Below are 25331 nucleotides of genomic sequence, written 5' to 3'. Positions count from 1 at the left end.
GCCAGAATTGAACAATATCGATTTCGCAGAGATCCCAAGGGTTACTTGGCTAATTTAGAGAGTCGTCTTCTCTAGTAAATTTTACCACACTAGGTTTTAACACTAGTTCAAATTTTACAGCCTATTTTACACGAACAAGCAATACAAACGTCTCCCGCAGAAAACAGAGATAGAACTAAGTGATTCTTTCTCACCCACATATATTTATCGCTATTAATTTAGTGTGGGATTTACTGTAGCCCATAGCTTTTAAACTAGTTTATTAAAAAGTCTAGATTAAGCATTTGAAATTTTTATAACTCAAATGTGTAGTTTTCAAATTCAAACCCGAGCGATAGTAACTACATCTGGCTGGTCTTGATACTTCCCTTGACGTGCTTCATAGTTAACATCACAAGGTGCTCCTTCCAAAAACATCAACTGGACTATCCCTTCATTGGCATAAATCCGACAGTCAGCGCTAGAAGCGTTGGATAACTCCAACGTCAAGTAACCACGCCAAGCTGCTTCAGCTGGAGTTACGTTTGCAATTATTCCGCAACGAGCGTAAGTACTCTTACCTATACAAATTACTGTAATGTAATCTGGTATTTCTAGCCTTTCAAGGGAAACTCCAAGTCCATAAGAGTGAGATGGAAGAATGAAGTAGCTGCCATTAACATCTGTGTGAAGTTCGGCCGGTACCAAGTTTTCAGGATTAAAATTCTTGGGATCAACTACAGTTCCTGGAATATGCCTAAAGATGCGGAAATCTAATGATGATAGGCGTATGTCATAGCCAAAGCTACCAAGACCAAACGAAATGACAGGTAATTCCTCACTATGACGGATTAAACTTGGCTCAAAGGGCGATATCATCCCCTTTTCAGCTTTTTCTTTAATCCAGATATCGTTTTTAATCACAGCTTCAAAGACTATTTTACACAGAATTACGATATTAGCAGAAATTGAGTATTTTGTTTAGGGCCGATAACTGCGACGGATTTCTGTAATTTGATCTGCTACATCGAGAAGAGATTTTGGCATCTCTGGCCCTGTGAGAATGATATCGACGTGGGGAGGGCGTTTTGCCAGAAACGCTAAAACTTCGGTTTCAGGAATTAAACCAAAGTTAATCGCTAAACTTAACTCATCTAAGATAACGAGAGAATACTTACTCTCACACACTACCTGTTGTGTATATTGCCATAGCTTTTGTAAGCTTTGGTTTTCCGTATCATCTAAATGTGGTGTATCGATACAACGAGGCAAATCACACCGAATCCAATCTAAATTTTGTCCGAGTTGTATGGGTCGATCCTGTCCTTGACGGATACCTCCTTTGAGGAACTGCACTATTAATACTGGCGTTCCTTGTCCAGCTATTCTCAGTGATTGAGCCATAACGCTTGTAAAAAAGTTGCGATTTGAGCTAGTGAAAACTTGCACTAGCCCTTCAACTGGATATGGTAAGGTAAGGGTTGAATTGATACTTTGGGTTTCTAGCTGGGCAACCATAGGGTGAAGTTCAAAAAGTTACAATAAATTAAAGGTTTCTGCTGGCGGTAATTCTTACAAATCTGCCTGTATAATCAATCTGTTTTTCACAGGTCTGGTGGATTTAGCAAATTGCATTCTTAGTCAAACACTAGGTTTGTGCTGAAGTCAAGAGTTATTTTCGTTTTTTCTCTGAAAGGAGTTGTAAAAATGAGAACACATGAGTTACAGTTCCAATTATTTAAAAAATCTGGGCATAACGTCTGAAAACCGCTAAATGTTAGATTTCCCGGTTGTTTGGGCAAAAAAGACTGAGAAAGTAGTGAATTTGACAGGATGAGGAGTGAATTGTTGTGAGATTGGTGATTCTGGGAGGTTCAGGATCGGGTAAAAGCACTCAAGCACAAAGGCTTTGCAGATACTTTGATATTCCTTTGATTTCTACAGGTGAGATTTTACGGGAAGCAATATCTGGCGATAATCTGCCATCGGAGTTTCGATGGTCCCAAACTGACCCCCGAAGTTCTCTTTCGGTTTACGCTAGCCTGAGTGAACTAGGCGATCGCGCACGGACTTATATGCAAAAAGGGGAGTTAGTTCCAGACGAAATGATCATTGAGTTGATCCAAATTCGCCTCAGCCAACCAGATATTAACTGCGATTGGGTGTTAGAAGGCTATCCCCGTACTGCCTTTCAGTCTGAAGAATTAGATTTTTTCTTGGATGATTTAGAGCAAAAGCTCGATTGGGCGATTTATCTCCAAGTACCAGAAGCAGTGATGGTTAGCCGATCCTTGGGGCGATCGCTACCAGATGACCAACCGGAAATTGTCCAACGCCGTGTAGAATTATTCTACGATCGCACCATTCCAATACTTGAATATTACGACCGTCGTCGCTGCTTGTTGACCATCAACGGCGACCAGTCACCAGAGATGGTGCAGCAAAATATTTTGACTCTGCTTTCAGTTCCTTAGAAAAGAAGCAGGGGAGATGAGGGAGATGAGGGGGCTAGGAGAATAACCAATGCCCCATGCCCAATGCCCAATGCCCCCCACTCAGATCATTTGCAACACTAAGCTAACCTTAAGGCAGTATTCTAAAACTTGAGGCAACTCCAATGGCTTGGCAGCGTCCAGACGGTCGGATTCCCTACGAACTACGTCCGATTAGCTTTTACCCTAGTTTCACCCGCTTTGCTCCCGGTTCTGTTCTCGCCAGATCCGGTGATACTCAAGTACTTTGTACTGTCAGTGTTACTAAGGGAGTTCCAAAGTTTCTCGAAGGAACTGGTAAAGGCTGGTTAACTGCTGAGTACCGAATGCTACCATCTGCTACCCAAAAACGGCAAGAAAGGGAATTATTGAAATTATCTGGACGGACGCAAGAAATTCAACGTCTAATTGGACGTAGCTTACGCGCAGCAGTGGATTTTGAGGCACTAGGAGAACGCACGCTGACTGTGGATGCTGATGTTTTACAAGCAGACGCTGGAACTCGGACAACAGCGATTACAGGCTCATTTGTGGCGTTGGCTCATGCGATTTCTAAATTGTTGCAGGAGGGTGTGTTGGAGCGATCGCCTTTGTGTGGACAGGTAGCAGCAGTTTCCGTAGGATTACTGGAGGGCGAGCCATTTTTGGATCTGAATTATATCGAAGATGTGGCTGCAACAGTAGATTTTAATGTGGTGATGAATCAACACCTGGGAATCATTGAAGTCCAAGGAACAGCCGAAGAAGGCAGCTTTAGCCGTACTCAGTTAAATCAGCTGCTAGATGTCGCCGAAAAGGGAATTCAGGAATTGTTAATCGCTCAACGTGAAGCGATCGCTGACTGGGAAACGCTGTTTGTGATTAATTAGTTTTATTAATTTTTAATAAGAATTAATAAATGTATCCTCTGTGGCGTTAATCAACAAAGTATCAAGTAACTGGGTGTAAATAAAAATAATTATGAAAGTGCTGTAGTAGTTAGTACAACTGACTACTGACAACTTATCGTTGAAGGTGATAAGGAGCGTCTACGTTTTTAAAACCTACCTAATCTAGGATGTTAAATGTTTCAAAAGTTAAAAAGGGGGATTGTAATAAGTTCGGTATTGTATTGCTGGAAGCCAGCAATATGATGAAGCCATGAATAAAACCGTTGAAGTTCTACCGGATCAGCCAGCGCTGGTTGCACGAGCGCTAAAATTAATTCTGTCCAAGTTAGAAACTGCTATTGAGCAGCGTGGGCAGTTTACCATCGCCTTATCTGGCGGTAGTACACCTAAACCGTTATACGAAGCGATCGCTACTCAAAAACTGCCTTGGGATAAAATTCATATATTCTGGGGAGATGAGCGTTACGTACCACCAGATCATCCCGATAGTAATGAACTGATGACACGTCGGGCGTGGCTAGATCGTGTTGACATCCCAGCAGCTAACATTCACCCCGTACCAACCTTGTCAGCTAATCCCGAACTGGCTGCTGCTAAGTATGAACAACAACTCAAAGAATTTTTCAATTCTTCTGGGGTCGAGTTTCCCTCATTGGATGTAGTATTACTAGGAATGGGTGATGATGCACATACCGCATCTTTGTTTCCCCACACAGAGGCTCTCCAAGTAGGCGATCGCCTAGTTACTGTGGGTAACAAAGACGGAAACCCCAGGATAACTTTCACATACCCCTTTATCAACTCTGCTCGTTGCGTGATTTTTCTAGTTGCTGGTGCTAATAAACGACCAGCTTTGGCGCAAGTCTTTGCACCTGTAGCCGATGACTTCACTTACCCATCCCGCTTGATTCAGCCCCAAGGAGAACTTTGGTGGCTGCTGGATGCGGCAGCAGGTTTAGAACTCCAACATTGAATTTGGGCATTGGGCATGGGGCATGGGGCATGGGGCATGGGGCATGGGGCATTGGGCATGGGGCATTGGTTATTCTCCTCATCTCCCTCATCTCCCTCATCTCCCTCATCCCCCTCATCTCCCCTGCTCCTTTCCCCGCGGCCTATTCTTCGTTCCATGAGCAGTAATTGCTAGAATCTAAAGTTAGGGCCGCCCTCTGCTTGCTAGTCCTACATAATTTTATGATGATCTTGAACAAAGGCTAAATATCGATGATCGTCTGCCCTAATTGCAATCATCCCAACCCTGATGGCGCTGTCCAGTGTGAAGCTTGCTATACACCGTTACCTGCGACTACTAACTGTCCCAGTTGTGGGGCAACTGTGCAAGCAGATGCTGCATTCTGCGGTCAGTGTGGCTATAACCTTCATTCCGCAGGAGTTCCACACGTTCATACTGCGGTAGCTGCAACAGTTACTCCCGATATTCCTGTGGAAGTACCGCCGTTAGTTCCACCAGATCCACTGTTAGAACTTTTACAACCAGATGCCTTGGGAATAAGTGAATCTACTAACTCATATCCTTCCGGCTCATCTTTACCACCAACACAGGTGGCAGTTGCCCCAGAAACTCCGCCACAAGTATCTGTTACAGAAAGTAGCCCCTCAGAACCAGCGCCAACTCTCGCAGCTCAACCCGTAGTCTTTGAAAAAAGTATTCCGACTCCACCACCTTTGGAACCAGCGCCAGCCTCTGAAGCTGAAGTATCCCCGTCAGCAACACCAGTAGCAACTGCAACTGCTTCCAAAACGCAATTACAGCAGGTTACAGCGCGGTTAATCCACGTTCAAACCGATCTGCTAATTGAATTACCGCAAAATCTTTCTGTGATTCATATCGGCAAGCCCAATGATCGGATTCCCCCAGACATAGATGTTTCAGGATTTCCCAATTCAGAAATTGTCTCGCGGATTCATGCAGATATTCGCGTCGAGGGAGACGCTCACTATGTAGAAGATGTGGGAAGTTCTAATGGCACTTATATTAATAATTTGCCGCTTTTACCAGGGAATCGTCACCGCTTGCGTCCAGGCGATCGCATCAGCTTAGGTAAAGGAGACTTAATGACATTCCTGTTTCAACTTGCTTAACTGATTCTCGATTAATTGTGACATCAGTTTAGGCATTTTCTGCCCATCCTCCGGCATCCATTTTGGAGGAGAAACAAATGAACTGCATCTGACAAGCGACGGATAACTATGTTGTTCTTGATAGCGCCATAGTTGACAGCCGTCGCTTCTTGGTGCGAATTGTTGCATTGCCCAGCAACTCCATTATCTTAATAATTACACTAACATGGATGAAAATACACTCCCAATTTTAGATTTTGAGTCGCACCTTTGGTGGGCTGGAAGTGCAAGTTGGATTTGAGATTGAATGGATAATCTAAAATCCCAAATTGAATGTACCCTGATTAATTTGTGGAAATAATCTAAAATCTAAAATCTAAATTCTAAAATCCAAAATAGAGTGACCTATGAGGGAACCAAACAAAAATTTTGAAACCTTGCTGACCAAAGAAGCCCCGGCAGTTGTTGAACGCATGGGGCTAACCTGGCTAATTGCAGCAGCGATCGCAACTGCTTTACTCTGGCAATTACCAGGAGGAGATTATATATTATACCCATTTACGATTTTGGCAACCTGGTTTCATGAAATGGGTCACGGTTTAATGGCACTTGTATTAGGGGGACAGTTTCAGAAATTAGAGATTTTTACCAATGGTTCTGGTGTAGCAACTTATGGCATCCGGTCGTCATTGGGGTCAATTGTCCCGGCAATGGTCGCAGCAGCAGGCCCAATGGGTCCGCCTATTGCCGGTGCAGCTTTGATTCTAGCTTCCCGGAGTTTTAGAGCAGCAACCCTCTGTTTAAAAATATTAGGGAGTTTTTTGCTATTTTCTACATTAATTTGGGTACGTTCCTGGTTTGGATTGCTGGCAATTCCCTTACTGGGTTTAATCATTTTGGGTATCGCCCTGAAAGCCCCTCGCTGGATGCAAGGGTTTGTTGTTCAATTTCTGGGTGTACAAGCTTGTGTAAGTACGTACCATCAACTTGATTATCTATTTAGTAGCTCTGCTGGTCCCCTTGGACTTTCTGATACAGCGCAAATGCAACGGTATTTGCTTTTACCTTACTGGTTTTGGGGTGGGTTGATGGCGATCGCATCTCTGGTGATTTTAGTCCAAAGTCTTCGCGTTGCCTATCTTCAGACTAAATGAATATGCTCTCTTAGCGATCGCCAAGCATTACCTAAACTGACGGTTGAGCGCGAATTTCATTAGCACAAGGACGACCTTCTTCAATATCAGCAATATTAGCAAAAGTTGTTTCTGCAATATTATGGAGGGCTTCTGCTGTAAAAAAGGCTTGATGTCCGGTAATGAGTACATTGGGGAACGTTATCAGACGCTGGAAAATATCATCTTGAATAATTTCGCCGGACAAATCCTCAAAGAACAATTCCGATTCTTGTTCGTAGACATCCATACCGAGATAGCCAATCTTACCAGACTTCAATCCCTCAATCACTGCTTGGGTATCAATCAGCGCTCCTCGGCTAGTGTTAATTAGCATCACGCCTGACTTGATCTGTTTTATAGCCTCAGTGTTGATCAAGTGATGCGTTTCCAGAGTCAGGGGGCAATGCAGAGAGATAATATCGGAGTTGGCAAATAGCTCAGGTAGTTCTACATACTTTCCACCTAGCGCCTCCAATTCGGGATTGCGATAAACGTCATAGGCGAGTAATTCACAGCCAAACCCCTTCATAATCTGTCCTAAAATCAAACCGATTTTGCCGGTGCCAACAATCCCCACTGTGCGCTCATGCAAATTAAATCCTAACAGTCCATCTATGGAAAAATTGCCTTCTCGGACACGGTTATAGGCACGATGAATTTTGCGATTCAAGCTTAAAATCAATCCCACAGCATGTTCTGCCACCCCGTAGGGTGAATAGGCGGGAACACGCACAACGGTAATTCCTAAGTCTGCGGCGGCTTGTAAGTCTACATTGTTAAACCCTGCACACCGAAGGACAACCAGCCGAGTTCCCCGTGAGGCGAGAAGCTCTAAAGTTGGGGCATCAACCTGATCATGCACAAATACGCAAACCGCCGGAAATCCGGCGGCGAGGATAGCCGTATCCCGATTTAAACGGGGTTCAAAAAACACTAACTTCTGTTGGGTGGGAGAATTTGCAGCTGACAAAAACTGCCGATCATAAGCTTTTGTACTGAAGACTGCTACTTTCATGCAAAACCTCAAGTTGTATGCTGCACGGTGTTCGACTACATAATACTTTGGTAGTTACAGAAGCGATGTCTACGACGATCACAAGCAACGCGATTTTGGAAAATGCTAAGACAGCAGGGGGAGATTAATGATTTCTCAAACCTTGGTGATGGATTATTAATCATATTCACCAAACCGGATAAAACTTGGTGTAATTTGCATAAACTTCTCGTCCTACTTCTATGTTCATCTAGTTGCATTTGACAGCAAATTCAATCCAAATGAATTGATAACTGCCAGAGTTGGATTTGATAACACAGATGGGTATCAAAAATGGTGCGTGCTGCTAACCCCTCGATAATTGGCTTTTCCAGCCAGCGTTTGAATGCTAAATGACCAAGTGCGTGTAATGGTGGGAGTGCGATCGCTACAACATCACTAATATATTTGATGGTAGTCAGTCCAAAAGTACGAAAGTTATCAAGACACAAGTCAATTGTTGGCGCAATTTGGGTGGAGATGTCCTCAGTCTTAATTAACTTAAATCCAGCCTGTATCAATGCTGTCTGAAGCTCGCTAGCGATATGACAATTAGAAAAAATGCCCTCTCGATATCCAGCATCAGAACGCATCATATCCGCAAGCAATAGGTAGCCACCACTACTTAATAAACGAGCCGTACCCTGAGCCAAATCTTCAGCAGCAATATATTGGCTGCTTTCACTGAACAGAACTAGGTCATAGGAGTGTGAGGTGTGAAAATCTTCAAATCTCGTTAAGTAGAAAGGTATTTGACCGTTGGTATTCTTGATAAACTTCTCTTGTTGGATTGCATCGGGCGCTAATCCCTCAACAATGAAACCGCGATCGCTCAAATATGCTGCGTTACCACCAATACCACAGCCGACGTCAAGCACAGTTTTTGTACTCTCTGGAATGAAACTGAAAAGCTTGGCTGCATAAGCTTCTTGAGCCGCACGAAAGCGAGTTATGGTCAATTCCTCACCCGCATTAGGTAGTGGCTCCCAATATCCGTAATGGAGGTAGGGGGAATTTGTGAGTCCCATGTAATAATCTATCGCCGCATTTTGGTAGCGGGTTGGTTTGGGAATGTTGATTGATTTTGATTTAAGCATTGATGAATATTGATGAATCAAGTAAGTTTTAGGGTATTATACTTGGTTGAAATTATTCCCAACGTTTGGTTTACAAAGTTGTTCTTACCGAAGCATTCCGTTACGCAGATAAAGCGATAATGTTATAGTAGTATCGGAAATACGCTAAAATTTCCTTTACTTCACGCCATTTGAATGTAGAATAGATACTCAAATGTGTGAATGATATAGCTGGAGAGGTGTCCGAGTGGTTGATGGTGACGCACTCGAAATGCGTTTTGGGGAAACTCAACGGGGGTTCGAATCCCCCCCTCTCCGTTCAAAAAGATTGGCGAATGTTAAAGATGGTATGTATGATTATTTGCAAGTAAGGGCATACATCTGTGCGCCCCCAAGTATATAGATGTAACGGATGTTGTCTGAAACGGGATTATATTTCCCTTTTTACTTCGTCAAATATTTTTCACAAAAACATCGCGGGTCGTGTGGAAGCCACTTGACTTGACTGCTGTGCAGGAAACACCTTCGGGGTGGTTTTAACCACCGTGAAAAATGATAAAATTAAAGTGTGAGTAGGAATAATCATCTACGTGTTGAAGTGTTTTGTAAGGAGCAACCCCTGATTTATCTTGTACCCGCACAAGTTGCGGCCTTGGGTAAACAAGTAATGGGAAAACACAGAGCGTACCGAACTGGCAAGTGATGAACTCGGAAAGCGAAAATAATTAAAATTTCAAGTAAGCGCAATTGCAATACCTCTCGTACTGGTAGTTGTTTTGAGCGTCTAGGGGGTACTTGACTATCCCTTTTAAGCCAAGACAAGCGAGAATCTGCATGTCTTCTCCCAAGGGGAGACGCCAAGGGCGAACAGACCGCAGAGTGTCAAAAACCACTAAAATATACACCGACAGAACAGATTTTTGCGATAAACTAATGCCATCGTGTGATATGATCTCTGGGCAATTAAGCATAATACCCGGAATCCCACCCCGCAAAAGCTGCGTTTTAGCTCCCCTAAGAGCCGGCGGGGAGGGGTTGAGGGTGGGGTTCTTTTATTATGGGTAACTTGGCAGACATGATATGAGAAGTGAGCGATGGCAAATCGCAGCATAGGGAGATTGCTCTCAATTAGTTTTATCAGCTTTATAGGGTTTTCAGACTATAAGACTTATGCGTTATTTGAATAATCAAGCTTTTCCCAAAAATCAGGTGAAGATTAATCAGAAGGGGGAAATTGTCGTACAGAATAGCAAATAACGACCAAAATTCCAAATTCAAAATCTAAAATTGACTAATTATTGTCATCGGATTGCTGATCATTTTGAGGTTGACTATTAGGCAGTGAATTTTGCTTTTCCAGTGTTGGTACTACTACAGCAGAAGGATCTAACTGTTTGGATTCCCTTGGTGGCGCTGCTGGGATGACCACAGGATTTGACGGATTCACAGGTTTGGGGGAGGTAGAATCTTGACTAGAAGTGGGTAAGTTATTTTGTGGCAATGGTGCGGGGGAGGCTTTACGAGATGACCGGATTGCCCGTAGTTTCTCCACTAGCGAGGGTGTGGGGGAAACGTTAGGTGAAGGTGTGGATTGTTGGGAATCGCCGCGTTGTGATTCTGGTGTAGGGCTGCTGGAAGATTCTTCTTGGGAAGTACGACGATTGCGCCGACGCTGCTTAGAATTAGAGACAGGTGCTGATTCGGTTCTGGAGGTAGTGTTAGTCTCTTCACCCGGAGGTGAAGATGTCCGATCGAAGTTAGGTACTTTCGCGGGTGATTGTTGAGTTGGCTGTTCAAAAAGCGGCTTTGCGGTTGGCTGCGGCTGAGATTTGGGTAATATGCTCGTAATCCCAAAACCTGCTGTAGCCGCAACTAAGGCTACACCCATACCAATAAATACCTTAGATGACCCCAGTTTTTTCGCCAGTACAGTTTCCTTAGCGATGCCTGCGGGGGGCTGTGCGATCGCAGATGGTCTATAAATACGATTTTGGGTAGTTTTCCCAATTAAAGTTGCTGCTTGCTGGGCAGATAAATTAACAGTTGGCACTGCGTAAGTGGCTTGCGGTGTCAGATTCGCCCCATTTTCAGGTAGCAGTTGTAACCACTCAGCAACTGTCGCTGGCCGAAAACGAGACTCTACCGCCATACCGCGCATTACCGCTTGGTTGACAGCAGCACTCAAGTGTGGTTGTAGTTCGCGGGGGGAAGGCATTTGCTGGCGATCGCGCAATAATGCTGGCATCGGAACTTGGGCTGTCAACACCGCATACAAGGTTGCTGCTAAACCATAAACATCCGTGGCCGGTGTGCGCGGCGCTTGCGTCAAATACTGCTCAATTGGAGCATAGCCTTCAGAAACCAAACCCGTATGAGTCTGCCTGACACCGCCATTAAATTCCCTGGCAATGCCAAAATCAATCAGTATTACTTCCTGGGTTCCAAGGCGTTGGATAATATTATCTGGTTTGACATCCCGATGTAGCAAACCATTGTTATGTACTACCTGCAAGGCTGCCCCAATTTGCCGGATGTAATGAATTGCTGTGGCTTCTGACATTGGTATTCCTGGTAATACAAATGCGTCTCCCAAGGTTTCGCCAGGAATGTATTCCATCACCATGTAAGGCAGTCCACCTTCAACAAAAAAGTCACTGACTCTGACTATATTTGGGTGGATACACGTAGCTAATCGTCTGGCTTCATCTTGGAATTGGCGCTCGAATTTCGCAAAATCAGGATGTTGTCGCAGCCGTTCATTGATGGTTTTCATCACCACCTCCTGATCCAAGTAGTGATGGGTAGCTTTAAACGTAATGCCAAAGCCACCCCGCCCTATTTCTTGAATTAGGGTATATTTTCCATCCTGCAAAATTGTGCCTGCTAACATAAAGAGTCCTGAGTCCTGAGTGAGCAGATTAAGTAGCGAGTTCTGAGTCTTGAGGGATTTCCAAAAAATTTTCCCATATTTTATCTAAAGCAGGGTTTTCGCCTGTCTATCTTATGGGATGATTTAGGTGATTACTTTAAGGTTTCAGCTAGCCTATTTATCTAAGCCTCAATCTAAACTATAGACGATAGGCAATCACTCAGTTCGATTCAGTTTCTCTTTTAAAAGAGCTTCTACCTCGCTCTCAGGATTGTCAAGATCGAAAGGATAAGGGTGTTGTGTAGCGGAGTCACAACGATTCATCAAAACTTGCAATGCAGCCCGAAATGCTTCTTCCTCATTTCTATGTTCTGAAAGATATCGTTTAAGTTCAATATTGGTCATCTGGTTTAGGTTCTGCATCATACAACAAATTTCCAATTCCCATATTGATCAATTATGACTGCAATCTCATCGTTCAAACCAGCTTGAATATAAAGCGTTTTCAACTTTTGATCGTAGCGGAAAACCTGGATGGACTGATACAGATTAGAAAGTAACTGACAAAGGAATATCGCTGTATCCGATTGTTTCTGTGTTGGCATGAGGTTATGTGGCTGCTGCGGCTTTATATATAAATATGTTACAGTTTTATAAGTGTAGCAAACATCAAAGTATATACCATGCCAGTTATCAGAATACCTGATCCCATTTACAAGAGGCTCCAAGCGATCGCTGTCCCTTTCGAGGATACACCCATCACTGTTATTGAGAAGTTATTGAATGAATATGAGGCACGTTACCAGCCTGGGCAAGTTTCTGAAACCGAGAATTATAGAGTTCTTGAAGCTGATACTCTAAGCAATTTGCACCATACCAGAGTGCTTCGAGCCGTCATTGGTGATCAGGAAATTCATCAACCGAACTGGAACAAAATCGTTGATACAGCGCACGAGATTGCTATTCGGCAAGGACTTTCTGTAGAGGTTCTCATCAAACTAACCCTTGCTCACGTTGTCAAGGGTGAAAAAATTAACACTGGTTTTCACTACTTGCCAGAGGTAAACATTTCGATACAAGGTGTAGATTCAAATCTTGCTTGGCGTAACACTTTGCATTTAATGAAGAATTTGAAAATGCCAATTGAAATATACTTCGAGTGGCGCGACAAAGAGGGAGCAGCATATCCCGGTGAGAAGGGTAAGCTCATTTGGAATCCTTAATAGGATGTGAGAGTCTCAATTAGGAGAACATAACTGGATGACTTTATATGAGATTATATAGCTTGCTATATATAAATATATGACAAAAAAACTCAGAGATGACGAGCTACAACCAACAGCAGAACAGCTACAATGCTTATATAGACTTTGCCATCAACTTATAAATGTGATGTTCCAGCCGATTCACATCGTGCGATTAGATGAACGATCGCTCAATATATTTATATTACCTGGACAAAATCAAGAAATAGAGCTAGAAATTACACCAGATGGTAGTACAGAACTATGAATAAGGTAAACTATGCAGCAATGAGTGACCAAGGGCTAAAAAGTTACCTTCTCACCCACAAGGATGATAAGGAAGCCTTTTATGCTTACATGGATAGACGAAAATCTCGTCATGGTGATGCTGCAATAAAATTAAATGATCCGGCTTGGGAAGAAAAGATAATAGCTATGATTCAGAAACAATTAGGTTCTGATTGATAACTGAATAATCGAACAGAATTCAGGATTCTGGATTCTGCATTCTTCTTCAATTCATATTTTTAATCGAGGTGGACAAAATTTTTGTAGTCCCCTCGATTTCTCACATAAATTTACCTTTAACTAATACTTCCGCTCTTTTGGCTCAAACATGGTAATTGCCACCGGTCGATATTGTATATCAATTCCGCCTGGTGAATAGTAAGCCATTGTGTGTTTGAGGAAGTTGGTATCATCTCGCTGGGAATAATCTTCGCGGAAATGAGCGCCACGACTTTCTTGCCGATTCCGGGCTGAGGCTAAAATAGTTTGTCCCACTACCATCAAACTTCGCAATTCCAAAGCCTCCACAAGTTCTGTATTCCAGCAACTACCTTTATCATCTAAATAAATTTGCGGATATTGCTGTTGTATTTCTTCTAGTTTCTGCAAGCCTTCAGTCATTAATGCCTCAGTGCGAAAAACGCCACAGTACTCCGTCATACAATCCTGGAAGGCTTGACGGACTTGGTTAATGCGATACTGTCCTGGTTGTTCTAGCAAAGCTTGAATTTGTTCCTGGGCTTCTGTTACATAATGTTGCTCATCTACAGAGGGCAACTTCCGTTTTTGGACAAATTTTGCGATCGCAGCCCCAGTTCTCTTACCATAAACTACACACTCCAGCAGTGAATTACTCCCCAAGCGATTTGCACCATGTACGGAAACACAAGATGTTTCACCCGCAGCAAAGAAAGCATCAACTAAACCATCACCACTGCTGCGGACTTGACCATCAGTATTCACTGGGATACCACCCATACAATAGTGAATTGTCGGACGGACTGGCATCGGTTGAGTTACCGCGTCAACACCTACCAAACGGTGGGCTTCTTCCCAACAGAAAGGAACGCGACTCATAATTTTTTCTTTACCCATGTGGCGTAGATCGAGATAGACAAAGGGGCCACCAGCACTTCCGTCGAGATAAATACCACGACCGGCGCGAATTTCGTAAGCGATCGCTCGTGAGGTAATATCACGAGGAGCCAGTTCCATGCGACTAGGTGCGTAGTTCACCATAAAGCGATCGCCTTCACTATTAATCAGATACGCCCCTTCACCCCGTACCGCTTCCGAAATCAGCACCCCTACCGGATATAAGCCAGTGGGGTGAAATTGGACAAATTCCATATCTTCCAGGGGCAAACCTGCGATCGCAGTCATTGCCAAACCATCACCCGAAGAAGCGTAATCATTAGAGGTGGTGTTATAAACGCGACCATAGCCACCTGTGGCAAACATTACCGCCTTGGCTCGTACCACCTGAATCTGTCCATCCAAAAGATGGAACATTACCACACCCTTGGCCTCATTTTCTTCTAAAATGAGACGCATCACATACCATTCTTCATAAACTTGCACCCCATAACGCCGCAAATTGTTCACCAATTCGTGCAAAATCGCGTGACCGGTCTTATCAGCCGCGTAGCAAGTGCGATTGTGAGAATGTCCACCAAAAGCCCGTTGAGCAATGCGCCCATCGGTTAAGCGAGAGAACAAAACGCCCATGTGTTCCAAGTCAATTACCACATCTGGCGCTTCTTGGGCGAGAATTGCCACAGCGTCTTGGTCTGCCAAGTAATCAGAACCCTTGACAGTATCAAAAGCGTGTGCTTCCCAACTATCTTCCGAATCAACATTTTTCAGCGATGCAGCCATACCACCTTGAGCCGCCACCGAGTGGGAACGAATTGGGTGAGTTTTGGCAACCACAGCAATATTTAAACTGGGGTCAATCCGGGCAATTTCCACAGCAGCGCGACATCCTGCCAATCCACCCCCGACAATAATCACATCGTGTTCCAGCATAATTAGCCCCCGACTGCAAACCACTGCTGTTCTATTGTAGAGACGTGATTGTGATTAATTGGGCAGTGGGTTGCGATCGTTGTCGTAGCATCTCTACAAAAAAATTCCCTGCCTATAGACAGGGATCTTATTACAAATTTTGAAATTAGGAGTTAAAAGTTAAAAATCAAGAGTTATGGGACAGATTGAGTGACTCATAACTCCTAACTCCTAACTCCTAACTCCTAACTCCTAACTCCTAACTCCTAACTCCTAACTCCTAACTCCTAACTCCTAACTCCTAACTCCTTAGCTAGTTGCTTGTACAGGTTGTTGCTGAGACACGTTACCTGGTATGGGTTCCATTTTGGTTCCAGGCCCTACAGGCATGACTTCAATATGATTTAATAAGGTAGTGACAAACGCAAACAACAAGAAAGGTAGCGATAGCAGAACGACGAGACCTGCTGTTGCTAGAGCGTACACAGGTCGCTTGGCACCCATCAGTGCCAAAGCTGATGCCAAACTTAGGGTAATTGTAATCAACCAAACAATTATTTGACCGTAGATATCACCGAAAGTCAGGGTACAGACAAACCGATACTTTTGAATATTATTTCCGCTCATCACATTTGCCTCAAGTCTCTCCTAATAGGTTCTACGTTAGAACCATGTTTGTCTTGTAGACAATTTCTAAATATTTTTGCAAGCTTCGTAATATCACTTCACAATCAACTTTTATTGTTAGAAAGCGCAATTCTGAGTACAGCATGGCGTAAATAGACCAACCATACCCGACGAGAAGCCCCCCTTCTGTAGTCGTCGCTGCCTGTAGCAAGCCTTCAGAGCAAGGGTACTACGCTCTACCACTACTTCTAAAATACAAGAGTGTGTTATTGCTGCGGGTACGACACCATCCCAGATTTTCGGTACGTTAGGACTACCAGATTCAAGCCAATGTAAATGAGGTTTTCCGACTTGTGTGTACATGGTAGCTTCTCTTGTAGGTAAGGGGTCTGGGGGTTTAGGTTTGAGTAAAAGTTGCACACGGCGTTAACTAGATAAATCCAGCAAAATCAGGATGTAAAAACCGATTTTTGGTGTTAAATTTTGAGTATTGCCCGAATTTGTTGAATTAACTCAACAAAGCCATTATTTTTCCTGGCAATATTGTTTTAGGAGTGAATGTGAATACTATAGTTCTTCGTAAAGGTGTTTTTTGGTTGCCAAGCATAGCTGCTCTTGCAGTCCTGAGTAGCAGCTTATCTGCAAGTGCCCAGACAATAGACAAGGTGAGTAGTCAGCCATCAACCGACCCTTCCGCAACCGTAGCGTCTCCCAATGAGTTTAGTACAGAACTAGACACTGGAAGCCAAAATCTTTCTACACAAACAACTGAAACATTTACAGTCACAAATTTAACTAAAGTACAGCAGTTCCAGAGCGCTGCAATACAGAAAAACGCCAGTGTAACGCCTACACCTGTTCCAGGCACAGTGGCAACCTCATCTGCGATGCTTACTTCTGAGTTTATACAACCGACTTCTGAAACTACTTCTCAACCATCTCCTACCAGAGTGGCGCAATCAGATATTGATTTAGGTAGAACTACTCATGGTGGCAGCAGCTATATTGGCATCGCAGCTAACATTGGTTTAAGTGGTGATGGTGACACGTCTTTGGGCGACGGTAACTTCGCGGTAGTCAGCAAAATCGGAGTGACAAACTCTATATCGGTGCGACCCTCAGCCGTATTTGGGGACAGCACCACAATTCTACTTCCGATCACCTACGATTTTTCCTTCAAGTCAGCAGATGCTTTTAGCGAACCGTTAGCGATCGCACCTTACATTGGAGTGGGTGCAGCTTATAAAACTGGTGATAATTCACAATTTGCATTTTTGGCATCTGCTGGCATTGATGTGCCTCTAACTCCTCAATTCACAGCAACGGCTGCTGTAAATGCCGGATTTTTTGATCAAACTGATGTGGGCTTGTTGTTCGGAGTTGGTTACAACTTCACTGGGCTTTAAGAGTTAGGAGTTAGGAGTTATATCATGTCCGGGCAATTAAGCATAATACCCGGAACTCCAAAGAGCCAAAGCTGCGCTTTAGCTCCCCTAAGAGCCTGCTCTTAGAGGTTGGGGGTGGGGTTCTTTTATTACGGGTAATTTGGCGGACATGATATTAGGAGTTCGTAATGTTTCACTCATAACTCATAACTCCTAACTCCTAACTTTCTACTTAGGGGTAACTTTGTCAATCACCTTGATTTTGCCATCGTCTCCTACTGTCCAAACATCATAAACACCGACGACATCGCCGTTAGCATCAACATCTACGTTGCCACTGGCTCCTTGGTAGTTAATCTTCTTACCATCTTTAAGTAACTTCAGTCCCTCGCAGACATCAGTAACTTCTGTGCCAGGCCCATCAGCAACTTCACGGATTTTGCTGGCTATACCAACGCCTGTATTTTCCTTAGCAGCTTGCGCTGCCAATGTCAATAATGCAGCCGCATCCCAAGCTTGAGGGGCGTATTCCCCTGGCGCACCACCCTTTTTATCCTTCCACAGCTTGTTGAAAGCTTCTAGTGCTTTACCATTGGAACCCGGTACTGTACCGATCGCTCCAGTTAAAATATATTTACCATCACTGCCTTTGCCAACTTGTTCGGGGAAAGTAGGTGATTTCACCCCATCTGTAAGCAGAATTTGTACTCCCTTCGCCACACCTTGCTGATACGCAGCTTTCAGGAACAGACTGCCAGTTTCAGCGTACAATACAGCCAAGACTGCATCTGGCTTGCCAGCAAAGGCAGCAGCCGCTTCTGTATCAAATGTTTGAGCTTTCGGATCGTAGCGGACAGGCTTATCTTTATTAACGATAGTTCCACCCAATTTTTCAAAAGTTTGCACAAATGCTTTTTCAAAGCCAACGCCATAGTCGTTATTAATCACGACTGTAGAAACTCGCTTGAAGCCTTTTTTATTAGCAAGTTGGGCTAAAGCTAGTGCTTGGTAGGTATCGGGGGGAGCGGTACGTGCCCAAAAGCCTTTAAAGTCGCCTTTTTGCGCCTTTTCTGTAAAGACGGGGCTGGTACTACCAGGGGAAACCAGCATGACTTTATTCGGCGTGGCAATGGAGACTGCTGCACTAGAAACGCTACTGGCAAATGAACCCACTACACCTGCTACTTTATCTAAAGTTGCTAGTTTGGTCATACCGGCAGCACCCGCTCTGGGGTCGGTTTGGTCGTCTACTTGCACCAAGGTAACTGGTTCGCCATTCACCCCACCGCAAGCGTTTACCGTATCGACGAGTAAAGGGACAGAACCTAGCATCTGCTGTCCCACAGAAGCCAAGTCGCCTGTTGACGGTAGTAAGGAACCAATTTTTAGCCCTTGAGTACTGCTTGTGGTAGTTGAGTTTGCTGCTGGGGTAGGGCTACTTCCGTTGTTAGCTGTGCCATTGGGGGTACTGGTATCACCACAAGCCCCAACTAGGAACCCAGTTGCAAGGGTCGCTATACTTAAGGTTAAGGCGGCGCTAATTTTTCTCATAAGTCACTTTCACTCCTCAGATATTTAGGAGCCTAAAAGTAAGATTAAAACTAAATTTGTAAGTTAGCTGGATCTTAATCAAGACTCCAAAGGATAGATCATATCATCCATCCTTGGGAGTAGAAGTATTTAACCCTATCTATATCAATATTTACTTTTCTACACAGAATATACTACGTGTAGTGAACTACTTTGCCGTAAGACGGACGGGGCTTCCCAATTCATCGGGAACAACCTCCAGTACTTCGTAGTACTAGAAAGTCTAACATTCCCTCCTCTTGTCAGGAGTCCTGGTTCCCAAGACCCAAATCTTTCTCTTGCGACACTTACCTATACAGCTTGGTTTTCGCTTACGGCATTGGTGGTCAAGACCCAACTATTCTATCAGAAAATTTTGGCGCTTCGTCATACATCCAGTATTTGTTATTGCTGATACAAAAAAACAATACTGGATGCAATCCTCAACCTCCTCTCACAATCCCCACCTTATGAGTACATTGAAGGTGCGGACTTCCGCGACACGTTAAAGGCTGAAAAACGGAGAGGGAGGGATTCGAACCCTCGGTACGGAGTTGCCTGCCGTACAACAGATTAGCAATCTGCCGCTTTCGACCACTCAGCCACCTCTCCTGACTCACGAATACTAATGTTAGCAGATTTCTTGGGGAGAGTCAATAGACATTTGTAATTGGGCATTGGGCATTGGGCATTGGGCATTGGGCATTGGGCATTGGGCATTGGTCATTTGTCATTGGTCGTTGGTCGTTGTTATTTATAAAAGAATGACGACTAAGGACTAGGGACAAATGACTAATTTTTTAAAGGACTTGCGATCGCATCCAAGCTATGGGCAAAGTGCGTAACTTTTTCCACTGGGGAACGTAAGCCCGCCGACTGAACACATCGTAATCGTTGCGTTCAATCACCTCTAAAATCTGACCGTATAGCATTGATGCTGCCCATACAGGCCAACGGGCGTCTGGTGCTAAATAAGTAATTCCCCGGTCTGATATGGTATAGAATTGGCGGGCACGGTCAATTTGAAAGCGCATCAATGCCCGCCAACGCTCATCTACCACACCTTTGAAGAAATCTTGCTCGGTATAGTTGAATTTTGCCAAGTCCTCAAGGGGAATGTAGATCCGTCCCCGTTTGGCATCTTCTCCCACATCCCGCAGGATGTTGGTGAGTTGATTGGCAATTCCCAGAGCGATCGCTTCTTCTGTGGGAAGATATGGTTGTTTGTTCTGCCGCCAAGGTGCTGTGTACATGGTGCTATCCACACCCATAACTGCTGTTGACATTAAGCCAACAGTGCCAGCAACGCGGTAACAGTAGAGGTATAACTCCTCAAAGGTTTCATAACGACTGCGATATAAGTCCATGCGCTGACCGGCAATCATATCCCGAAAGGGCTGAATGTCCATCGGAAAGCGCTGGAGGGTATCAGCTAAAGCTACATCGTAATTTTCTAATGGGCGTCCCGCAAAAATCGATTCCAGCTGCTGTTCCCATAGGTCTAGGGTTTCTGGCGTGGTAATAGCAGATGCGGGCCCATCCACCAATTCATCTGTACGGCGACACCAAGCGTAAATTGACCAAATAGATTGACGTTTTACCGGACTCATCAGCAAAGTACCCAGGTAAAAAGTTTTGGCATACTTGGCTGTGAGATGCCGACAAAGTTTGTATGACTCGTCTACAGAGACCAGCGTTTTCATGCGCGGCGGGGAATCAGGCAGTTGCAGCATTCGTTGCGGGCGGTCGGGTGAGCGTTTGCAGGTTTGAGGAATTTGCTACCGGGAGAGCCTCAGAAATTGCCTGCGCTGTCAGCTTACCAGAAAGTACGGCACCTTCCATACTGCCTAAGTAGCGTTGCATGGTGTAACTTCCGGCGAGATAGAAGTTGGCAATGGGCGTAACTTGTGCGGGACGGTACTGTTGACGACCAGGGGTCGCTTTGTAAACTGAACGCGGCGTTTTCACCACATGAGATTTCAACAACGTTGCTGGATTGTCTCCCCCAAAATGGTCGGGGAAGAGTTTTTCTAGTTCGGCAATCGTTGCAGCCACAATCTCCTCATCGGATTTGGCAATCCAATCTTTTGCCGGGGCTAGAACTAATTCCAGCATCGAGCGATTGGGGTTGGCGTATTCACGGCAGGTATTGCTCATATCAGCATAAACGCTCAGGAGGGGCGATCGCGAAAATAGTAAGTGATCAATTTCTGTAAGTTTCCGGTCAAACCACAGATGCAGGTTAATCACTGGTACTCCTTCCAAGCCTTCTAGCTTCTTGAAAAACTCCATTTGCTTCCAAGGTTTAGGCAACATGATTTTCAAAGGGTCAACGGACATGGCAGATACATAGACATCAGCCGTGAAAATTTCATCTTCTACCCCATTTAACCCCCGAATCAAGTATGCTTTCACCGTGCCATCGGCGTTGAGCAAAATCTCTTTCAAGGGGGCATTCAACCGCACTTCCCCACCGCGTTCTGTGATGTAATCGACAATCGGGCTGCATAGCCGTTCTGTGGGAGAACCATCCAAAAATGCAATTTTGGAACCATATCGTTCTTGCAAAAATCGATTCAGTGCAGTTAATAGGATCGTTGCCGAAACTTCATCGGGATTGATAAAGGTGAGGGCTTTACATGCGGCAATAAAAACGTCACTAGTTACCCGCTCGTCAACACCTTGCCTTTTCAACCACTCTAAGAAGCTGTACTTGTCCATGTCTTCAACATACTTTTGACCCCGAACCACTGCTGGAAGTAGGCCAATTGCAAATCGAATCTTCTGCTCCCAAGTCAACATATCTTTGTTGCGAAGAATCGACGCAATCACGTTGAAAGGAGATGGAATATCTGGAACATCAAAACGTGAGAGTGTCCCAGGCTTGTCCGGTTGATTGAAAATCAGCGTATGCTGTTTCCACTGGAGTCTGTCTTCAATGCCCAACTCCTTGAGCAATTGGAGCATATTGGGATATGCCCCAAAGAAGGCGTGTAACCCGGTTTCGTACCAGTCGCCGTCAGAGTCTTTCCACGCCGCAACCAGACCACCCAGTACGTCCCGGCTTTCCAAGACAATGGGAGTGTGACCTGCGTCCGTGAGATATTTCGCGCAGGAAAGTCCTGCTAGACCAGCACCCGCGATCGCTACTCGCATTTAACCCTAATGCCCTTCAATATTTCTTAATGGTTTTGTCGTTCTCATTATACGTTGCAATCTGTTACATTTAGCAGTTATTGTGCGATCGCTTCTCCAAAAAACTTTTGCCAAGGGAAATTTCACCTCGGCGCACCGGCCTAATCAAATTGCCAATACCATTGTTGGTAATTGATTTTCGGCGAGTATTTCAGATTTACATCCAGGTGATTTAGGCAAACAAAAGTATTTCTTTGACAGAAAATAGGTAATCCCAAATGTTGTCTGAAAGTAATTGATTTCTTTGCTAATCCGTGTATTTGCTCTCTTGGAAATGTCTGGGGCATTAATTAAGGACTGCTAGTTGATTTCTGATATATTTTTCTTCAGTGAATACATCAATAATGTAAAAATCAAGACAACTTATATTTTTGTTTAAGTATTTTAACTGTTGAATATTTAGCAGTTATTGCCAATGACTTTGACCTATTGAAATAGCCGGATGCGATCGCATTCTGCTATTTAGGGAAAATTAATCTCTGGCAGCGTCAGTAATTATGCTGAATATTTTGACCTAATTCTCTTAGGCAGCAGCCCCTATATATTCTCATGCTCAGTATGGGAACGAGAATAAAAAACCTACCTTTGAAAGCTCCCCGTTCCCCATAAGGATGTAGGATAAAAGTTTATATCCGAATGGCACTAAGTTAAAATACAGCCCTTGCCCAGCATGGGTTCCCAGCCTGGAGGCTCTTAACGAGGCAACAGAAGCCTTTGGGCTTTACAAGCGTGCCATTCGTTTATATCCTCTAGGTTGAACAACTCAGTTGTTTACCGCACACAACTTATAGGTAAAAGATTATGGGTGTATCGCAGGAGCTAAGGCGCTTTGGACATCATCTGATTCTAGGTATTTCCGGCACTACATTAAGCGATGATGATAAACTTGCACTCAATGAATTGAGTCCGGTTGGGGTGATCTTTTTTGCTAAGAACTTTTTGGATGGCACCCCATATCAGGTTTGGCTGGAAAGCTTCAAGGATTTGAATAGCCAGATACGAGAATATACTGAACGTGATTCGATGTTTATGACTCTGGATCATGAAGGAGGTCGTGTAATTCGTACACCACTGCCAATTACCCGCTTTCCTCATGCCTTGTTGCTGCGATCGCACGCCTACGAAGTAGCAAAAGCCACAGCAGTAGAACTAAAATCACTGGGAATCAATTTATCTTGGGCACCTGTAGCAGATATTTTTTCCCATCCCCACAACCCCGTCATTGGGGCTCGTGCCTTTGGCAACACTCCCGATACTGCTGCTCAAGGTGCCCGTAACTACTACCTTGGACTTCAAGAGTCAGGAATTTTGGGATGCGCCAAGCACTTCCCCGGACATGGAGACACCAGCAAGGACTCTCACATTGAGCTACCAATACTTAATTTAACTCTAGAAGACCTGCGATTTCGAGAACTTATACCTTTCAAAGCCCTAATCGAACTACAGATTCCTTTGATTATGACTGCTCATATCTTATTTCCTAAGATAGATGCTGATGTGCCAGCAACGCTTTCCCAGGCTATCCTCAAAACCATACTTAGAGAGGAACTGGGCTTTGAGGGAGTGGTTGTATCTGACGACTTGGATATGAAAGCGATCTCAGATATGTTTATGAAAGCTGGTACTGTGGCGCGGTCATTTCATGCAGGCTGCGATCTGTTTATTGTCTCGCGCAATATCAACTCATCATCTATAGAAAGAACTTATCAGATTGCTGAAGATTTTGCCGATTCCCTCACCAAGGGCAGCTTAGACGAATCAGTAGTGGAGGCAGCCAGAGAAAGAATTGAGAAACTACTGGCAGTAACACCGCAATATCCCGTACATGCTCTGGATAAAGATATATTATTGCAACATGCTCAACTAGCGATCGCTAGTTCCTATTAATAATGGGTGGTATAGGGGTCGAACCTATTTCTGCGGGTTAAAAGCCCGCTGCACAGCCGGTATGCCAACCACCCTAGTTAATTTAAATAAAGAAATGGGCAAGTGCAATCGTATTACATCGCAAGCCTTGTAACACCAACGCTAGATATAAATCCACCAGGGAGGTACTGCCCCTCCTATTTCTGTGTTATCAGCACAGCGCCTTGCTTTTCGGCTTCAGGTGGATAAGAGGAAGATGGAGGAATCGAACCCCTACAGTTTGCTGTACTCCAAGGTTCAAGCTTGGTTGCCGTCCATTCAGCAGCATCTTCCATTTAGGGGTGTCTGACGGGACTTGAACCCGCTATGACTGGTTCCACAAACCAGCGCCTCGACCACTTTGGCTTCAGACACCATCAGTGGAATCAATGGGACTTGAACCCATAACCTCCTGCTTGCAAAACAGGCGCTCTATCCATTTGAGCTATGACCCCATAACAATTCAAAATTCAAAATTAAAGACATTTTCAGGCGGGAGTGGTAGGACTCGAACCTACAACTTTCGAGGTAGAAGCTCGAAGCTCTATTCCATTGAGCTACACTCCCAATATTTGGTAGTCCTGGCAGGAATCGAACCCGCGACATTCTTCTTGTAAGGAAGACACTCTACCAATTGAGCTACAGGACTACGCAAGCGAGTGGAGGGACTTGAACCCACGCACTGAGTATGGCGTACTTAGATGCTACCGACTACATCACACCCGCAAGTTTCAAAGCGGACGGCGAGATTTGTAGCTTGCTTCCCGTTCGCGGAGCGTCCCGAAGGGAAGGGAAGGGAAGGGTACTCGCACGAAGACGTTGGAAGCGTCTCATGCTGCCGTTACATCACACCCGCATCAAGCTGGTAACAGGAATTGAACCTGCAACCTACTGATTACAAGTCAGTTGCTCTGCCAATTGAGCTACACCAGCACTGTTTTTGGTGACGGCGGCAGGAATTGAACCTGCCGATGTTCAGGTTATGAGCCTGACGAGCCACCGTTGCTCCATCCCCGCATATTCACCAATACCCCTGACTGGATTTGAACCAGCAACCTCTTCGTTCTAAGCGAAGCGCCTCTTCCGTTGGGCTACAAGGGCAAAGTCTGAGTGGCAGGGATTGAACCTGCGACCTGGAGTTCCCAAAACTCCCGCGCTCCCAACTGCGCCACACCCAGATAGTACTCCTGGTGGGAGTCGAACCCACAAACAAACAGATTTTAAGTCTGCCACCTCTTCCAGTTGGGCTACAGGAGCAAGTTTTGGTACTTATTTTGGTACTCTTGGTGGGAATCGAACCCACAACATACCGTTTTTGAGACGGCAGCCTCTTCCAATTGGGCTACAAAAGCAGAGTTTGGCAGCCCCACCAGGACTCGAACCTGCAATCTTCGCCTTCAAAGGGCGCTATGTTGCCAATTACACCACAGGGCTTTATTGCCAGGGCAGGGTTTGAACCTGCAACCTCATCGTTCAGAGCGATGCGACTTACCAATTCGTCCACCCGGCAATGAA

25 protein-coding genes and 15 tRNA genes are annotated in these 25331 nt (G+C 44.6%); 11 read left to right on the top strand and 29 right to left on the bottom strand.

Annotation, left to right across the window (positions count from 1 at the left end):
• Positions 1-321: 321 nt before the first annotated feature.
• Both dcd and V7L05_RS21370 read right to left on the bottom strand, forming a co-directional pair.
• Complete coding sequence (gene dcd, locus V7L05_RS21375) at positions 322-903, bottom strand: dCTP deaminase (protein ID WP_335166905.1); 582 nt, start codon at positions 901-903, stop codon at positions 322-324.
• Between the two features lie 57 nt (positions 904-960).
• Positions 961-1497, bottom strand: a complete 537-nt coding sequence (locus V7L05_RS21370) for a P-loop NTPase family protein (protein WP_334824985.1) — start codon at positions 1495-1497, stop codon at positions 961-963.
• Between the two features lie 332 nt (positions 1498-1829).
• On the opposite strand from V7L05_RS21370, the gene V7L05_RS21365 reads away from it, so the two are divergent.
• From V7L05_RS21365 to pgl, 3 genes are all read left to right on the top strand, one after another.
• Entirely contained in the window at positions 1830-2453 is a 624-nt protein-coding gene (locus V7L05_RS21365) for an adenylate kinase family protein (RefSeq protein WP_335166903.1), read from the top strand.
• Between the two features lie 143 nt (positions 2454-2596).
• Positions 2597-3340, top strand: a complete 744-nt coding sequence (gene rph, locus V7L05_RS21360; protein ID WP_335166901.1) for a ribonuclease PH — start codon at positions 2597-2599, stop codon at positions 3338-3340.
• A 271-nt stretch (positions 3341-3611) separates the two neighbouring features.
• Positions 3612-4334 carry a 6-phosphogluconolactonase gene (pgl, locus tag V7L05_RS21355; protein WP_335166900.1) on the top strand — a complete coding sequence of 241 codons (723 nt, stop codon included), beginning with the start codon at positions 3612-3614 and terminating at the stop codon, positions 4332-4334.
• Here pgl and V7L05_RS21350 read toward each other — a convergent pair.
• Complete coding sequence (locus V7L05_RS21350; protein ID WP_335166898.1) at positions 4271-4492, bottom strand: hypothetical protein; 222 nt, start codon at positions 4490-4492, stop codon at positions 4271-4273. The genes pgl and V7L05_RS21350 overlap by 64 nt on opposite strands.
• A gap of 93 nt (positions 4493-4585) precedes the next feature.
• Between V7L05_RS21350 and V7L05_RS21345 the strand changes: the two genes are divergently transcribed.
• Together V7L05_RS21345 and V7L05_RS21340 are read left to right on the top strand one after the other, a co-directional pair.
• The gene (locus V7L05_RS21345) at positions 4586-5464 is read left to right on the top strand and encodes an FHA domain-containing protein (protein WP_335166896.1); all 879 of its coding nucleotides are present in this window, start codon (positions 4586-4588) and stop codon (positions 5462-5464) included.
• A 386-nt stretch (positions 5465-5850) separates the two neighbouring features.
• Positions 5851-6597, top strand: coding sequence for a M50 family metallopeptidase (locus tag V7L05_RS21340; protein ID WP_335166895.1), 747 nt, complete (start codon positions 5851-5853; stop codon positions 6595-6597).
• A gap of 31 nt (positions 6598-6628) precedes the next feature.
• Here V7L05_RS21340 and V7L05_RS21335 read toward each other — a convergent pair whose 3' ends face one another.
• Together V7L05_RS21335 and V7L05_RS21330 are read right to left on the bottom strand one after the other, a co-directional pair.
• Positions 6629-7633 carry a 2-hydroxyacid dehydrogenase gene (locus tag V7L05_RS21335; RefSeq protein ID WP_335166893.1) on the bottom strand — a complete coding sequence of 335 codons (1005 nt, stop codon included), beginning with the start codon at positions 7631-7633 and terminating at the stop codon, positions 6629-6631.
• Positions 7634-7884: 251 nt separating this feature from the next.
• On the bottom strand, positions 7885-8748 hold the full coding sequence (locus V7L05_RS21330) for a class I SAM-dependent methyltransferase (protein WP_335166892.1): 864 nt from the start codon (positions 8746-8748) through the stop codon (positions 7885-7887).
• A gap of 212 nt (positions 8749-8960) precedes the next feature.
• Here V7L05_RS21330 and V7L05_RS21325 point away from each other — a divergent pair.
• Positions 8961-9045 (top strand) — tRNA-Ser (locus V7L05_RS21325).
• A gap of 973 nt (positions 9046-10018) precedes the next feature.
• Here V7L05_RS21325 and V7L05_RS21320 read toward each other — a convergent pair.
• The 3 genes from V7L05_RS21320 to V7L05_RS34820 all read right to left on the bottom strand — a co-directional run bounded on the left by V7L05_RS21320 (position 10019) and on the right by V7L05_RS34820 (position 12201).
• Positions 10019-11617, bottom strand: a complete 1599-nt coding sequence (locus tag V7L05_RS21320; RefSeq protein ID WP_335166891.1) for a serine/threonine protein kinase — start codon at positions 11615-11617, stop codon at positions 10019-10021.
• Positions 11618-11812: 195 nt separating this feature from the next.
• Positions 11813-12022 carry a DUF6887 family protein gene (locus tag V7L05_RS21315; RefSeq protein ID WP_292801083.1) on the bottom strand — a complete coding sequence of 70 codons (210 nt, stop codon included), beginning with the start codon at positions 12020-12022 and terminating at the stop codon, positions 11813-11815.
• Positions 12019-12201 carry a DUF6888 family protein gene (locus V7L05_RS34820; protein ID WP_323200024.1) on the bottom strand — a complete coding sequence of 61 codons (183 nt, stop codon included), beginning with the start codon at positions 12199-12201 and terminating at the stop codon, positions 12019-12021. The genes V7L05_RS21315 and V7L05_RS34820 overlap by 4 nt, the downstream gene beginning before the upstream one ends.
• Before the next feature lie 78 nt (positions 12202-12279).
• On the opposite strand from V7L05_RS34820, the gene V7L05_RS21310 reads away from it, so the two are divergent.
• The 3 genes from V7L05_RS21310 (at position 12280) to V7L05_RS21300 (ending at position 13305) form a co-directional block, all read left to right on the top strand.
• Positions 12280-12819 (top strand): T4SS efffector SepA family protein, encoded by a 540-nt coding sequence (locus V7L05_RS21310; RefSeq protein WP_335166890.1) that lies wholly within the window; start codon positions 12280-12282, stop codon positions 12817-12819.
• 79 nt (positions 12820-12898) lie between these two features.
• Positions 12899-13108, top strand: a complete 210-nt coding sequence (locus V7L05_RS21305) for a DUF6888 family protein (protein WP_335166888.1) — start codon at positions 12899-12901, stop codon at positions 13106-13108.
• A complete protein-coding gene (locus V7L05_RS21300; protein ID WP_335166886.1) occupies positions 13105-13305 on the top strand; it encodes a DUF6887 family protein in 201 nt (66 codons plus the stop codon). The genes V7L05_RS21305 and V7L05_RS21300 overlap by 4 nt, the downstream gene beginning before the upstream one ends.
• 123 nt (positions 13306-13428) lie before the next feature.
• Here V7L05_RS21300 and V7L05_RS21295 read toward each other — a convergent pair whose 3' ends face one another.
• Positions 13429-15156 carry a succinate dehydrogenase/fumarate reductase flavoprotein subunit gene (locus V7L05_RS21295; protein WP_335166885.1) on the bottom strand — a complete coding sequence of 576 codons (1728 nt, stop codon included), beginning with the start codon at positions 15154-15156 and terminating at the stop codon, positions 13429-13431.
• 288 nt (positions 15157-15444) lie between these two features.
• Positions 15445-15762, bottom strand: coding sequence for a hypothetical protein (locus V7L05_RS21290; protein ID WP_334827145.1), 318 nt, complete (start codon positions 15760-15762; stop codon positions 15445-15447).
• A gap of 560 nt (positions 15763-16322) precedes the next feature.
• Between V7L05_RS21290 and V7L05_RS21285 the strand changes: the two genes are divergently transcribed.
• Entirely contained in the window at positions 16323-17168 is an 846-nt protein-coding gene (locus V7L05_RS21285; RefSeq protein WP_335166884.1) for a hypothetical protein, read from the top strand.
• Between the two features lie 207 nt (positions 17169-17375).
• On the opposite strand, the gene V7L05_RS21280 is transcribed toward V7L05_RS21285, so the two are convergent.
• The 6 genes from V7L05_RS21280 to pds form a co-directional block, all read right to left on the bottom strand.
• A complete protein-coding gene (locus V7L05_RS21280) occupies positions 17376-18698 on the bottom strand; it encodes an ABC transporter substrate-binding protein (RefSeq protein ID WP_335166883.1) in 1323 nt (440 codons plus the stop codon).
• Positions 18699-19236: 538 nt separating this feature from the next.
• Positions 19237-19328 (bottom strand) — tRNA-Ser (locus V7L05_RS21275).
• A complete protein-coding gene (locus tag V7L05_RS21270) occupies positions 19290-19436 on the bottom strand; it encodes a hypothetical protein (protein ID WP_335166881.1) in 147 nt (48 codons plus the stop codon). Before V7L05_RS21270 ends, V7L05_RS21275 begins: the two co-directional genes overlap by 39 nt.
• Entirely contained in the window at positions 19370-19504 is a 135-nt protein-coding gene (locus V7L05_RS21265; RefSeq protein ID WP_335166879.1) for a hypothetical protein, read from the bottom strand. The genes V7L05_RS21270 and V7L05_RS21265 overlap by 67 nt, the downstream gene beginning before the upstream one ends.
• 12 nt (positions 19505-19516) lie before the next feature.
• Positions 19517-20449, bottom strand: coding sequence for a 15-cis-phytoene synthase CrtB (gene crtB, locus V7L05_RS21260; protein ID WP_335166877.1), 933 nt, complete (start codon positions 20447-20449; stop codon positions 19517-19519).
• Complete coding sequence (gene pds, locus V7L05_RS21255) at positions 20433-21872, bottom strand: 15-cis-phytoene desaturase (protein WP_335166876.1); 1440 nt, start codon at positions 21870-21872, stop codon at positions 20433-20435. Before pds ends, crtB begins: the two co-directional genes overlap by 17 nt.
• A gap of 840 nt (positions 21873-22712) precedes the next feature.
• Between pds and nagZ the strand changes: the two genes are divergently transcribed.
• Positions 22713-23798, top strand: a complete 1086-nt coding sequence (gene nagZ, locus V7L05_RS21250) for a beta-N-acetylhexosaminidase (protein WP_335166875.1) — start codon at positions 22713-22715, stop codon at positions 23796-23798.
• 3 nt (positions 23799-23801) lie between these two features.
• On the opposite strand, the gene V7L05_RS21245 is transcribed toward nagZ, so the two are convergent.
• From V7L05_RS21245 to V7L05_RS21185, 13 genes are all read right to left on the bottom strand, one after another.
• A tRNA-Lys gene (locus V7L05_RS21245) sits at positions 23802-23872 on the bottom strand.
• Between the two features lie 245 nt (positions 23873-24117).
• Positions 24118-24191, bottom strand: a tRNA-His gene (locus V7L05_RS21240).
• A gap of 6 nt (positions 24192-24197) precedes the next feature.
• Positions 24198-24271 (bottom strand) — tRNA-Ala (locus tag V7L05_RS21235).
• Between the two features lie 38 nt (positions 24272-24309).
• A tRNA-Arg gene (locus tag V7L05_RS21230) sits at positions 24310-24383 on the bottom strand.
• A gap of 6 nt (positions 24384-24389) precedes the next feature.
• Positions 24390-24465: transfer RNA gene (locus tag V7L05_RS21225), tRNA-Val, on the bottom strand.
• A gap of 5 nt (positions 24466-24470) precedes the next feature.
• Positions 24471-24542 (bottom strand) — tRNA-Gly (locus V7L05_RS21220).
• 134 nt (positions 24543-24676) lie between these two features.
• Positions 24677-24749 (bottom strand) — tRNA-Thr (locus V7L05_RS21215).
• Between the two features lie 95 nt (positions 24750-24844).
• Positions 24845-24917 (bottom strand) — tRNA-Leu (locus tag V7L05_RS21210).
• 4 nt (positions 24918-24921) lie between these two features.
• Positions 24922-24994 (bottom strand) — tRNA-Pro (locus tag V7L05_RS21205).
• 4 nt (positions 24995-24998) lie between these two features.
• Positions 24999-25073 (bottom strand) — tRNA-Leu (locus tag V7L05_RS21200).
• A gap of 18 nt (positions 25074-25091) precedes the next feature.
• Positions 25092-25168, bottom strand: a tRNA-Leu gene (locus V7L05_RS21195).
• Positions 25169-25174: 6 nt separating this feature from the next.
• Positions 25175-25250 (bottom strand) — tRNA-Gln (locus V7L05_RS21190).
• A 3-nt stretch (positions 25251-25253) separates the two neighbouring features.
• A tRNA-Gln gene (locus tag V7L05_RS21185) sits at positions 25254-25326 on the bottom strand.
• Positions 25327-25331 lie beyond the last annotated feature (5 nt).

The sequence above is a fragment of the Nostoc sp. genome (assembly GCF_036917755.1).
Taxonomy (GTDB): Bacteria; Cyanobacteriota; Cyanobacteriia; order Cyanobacteriales; family Nostocaceae; genus Nostoc.
Note: the sequence above shows the minus strand (reverse complement) of the source record. Positions and strands in the feature narration are given on the sequence as shown.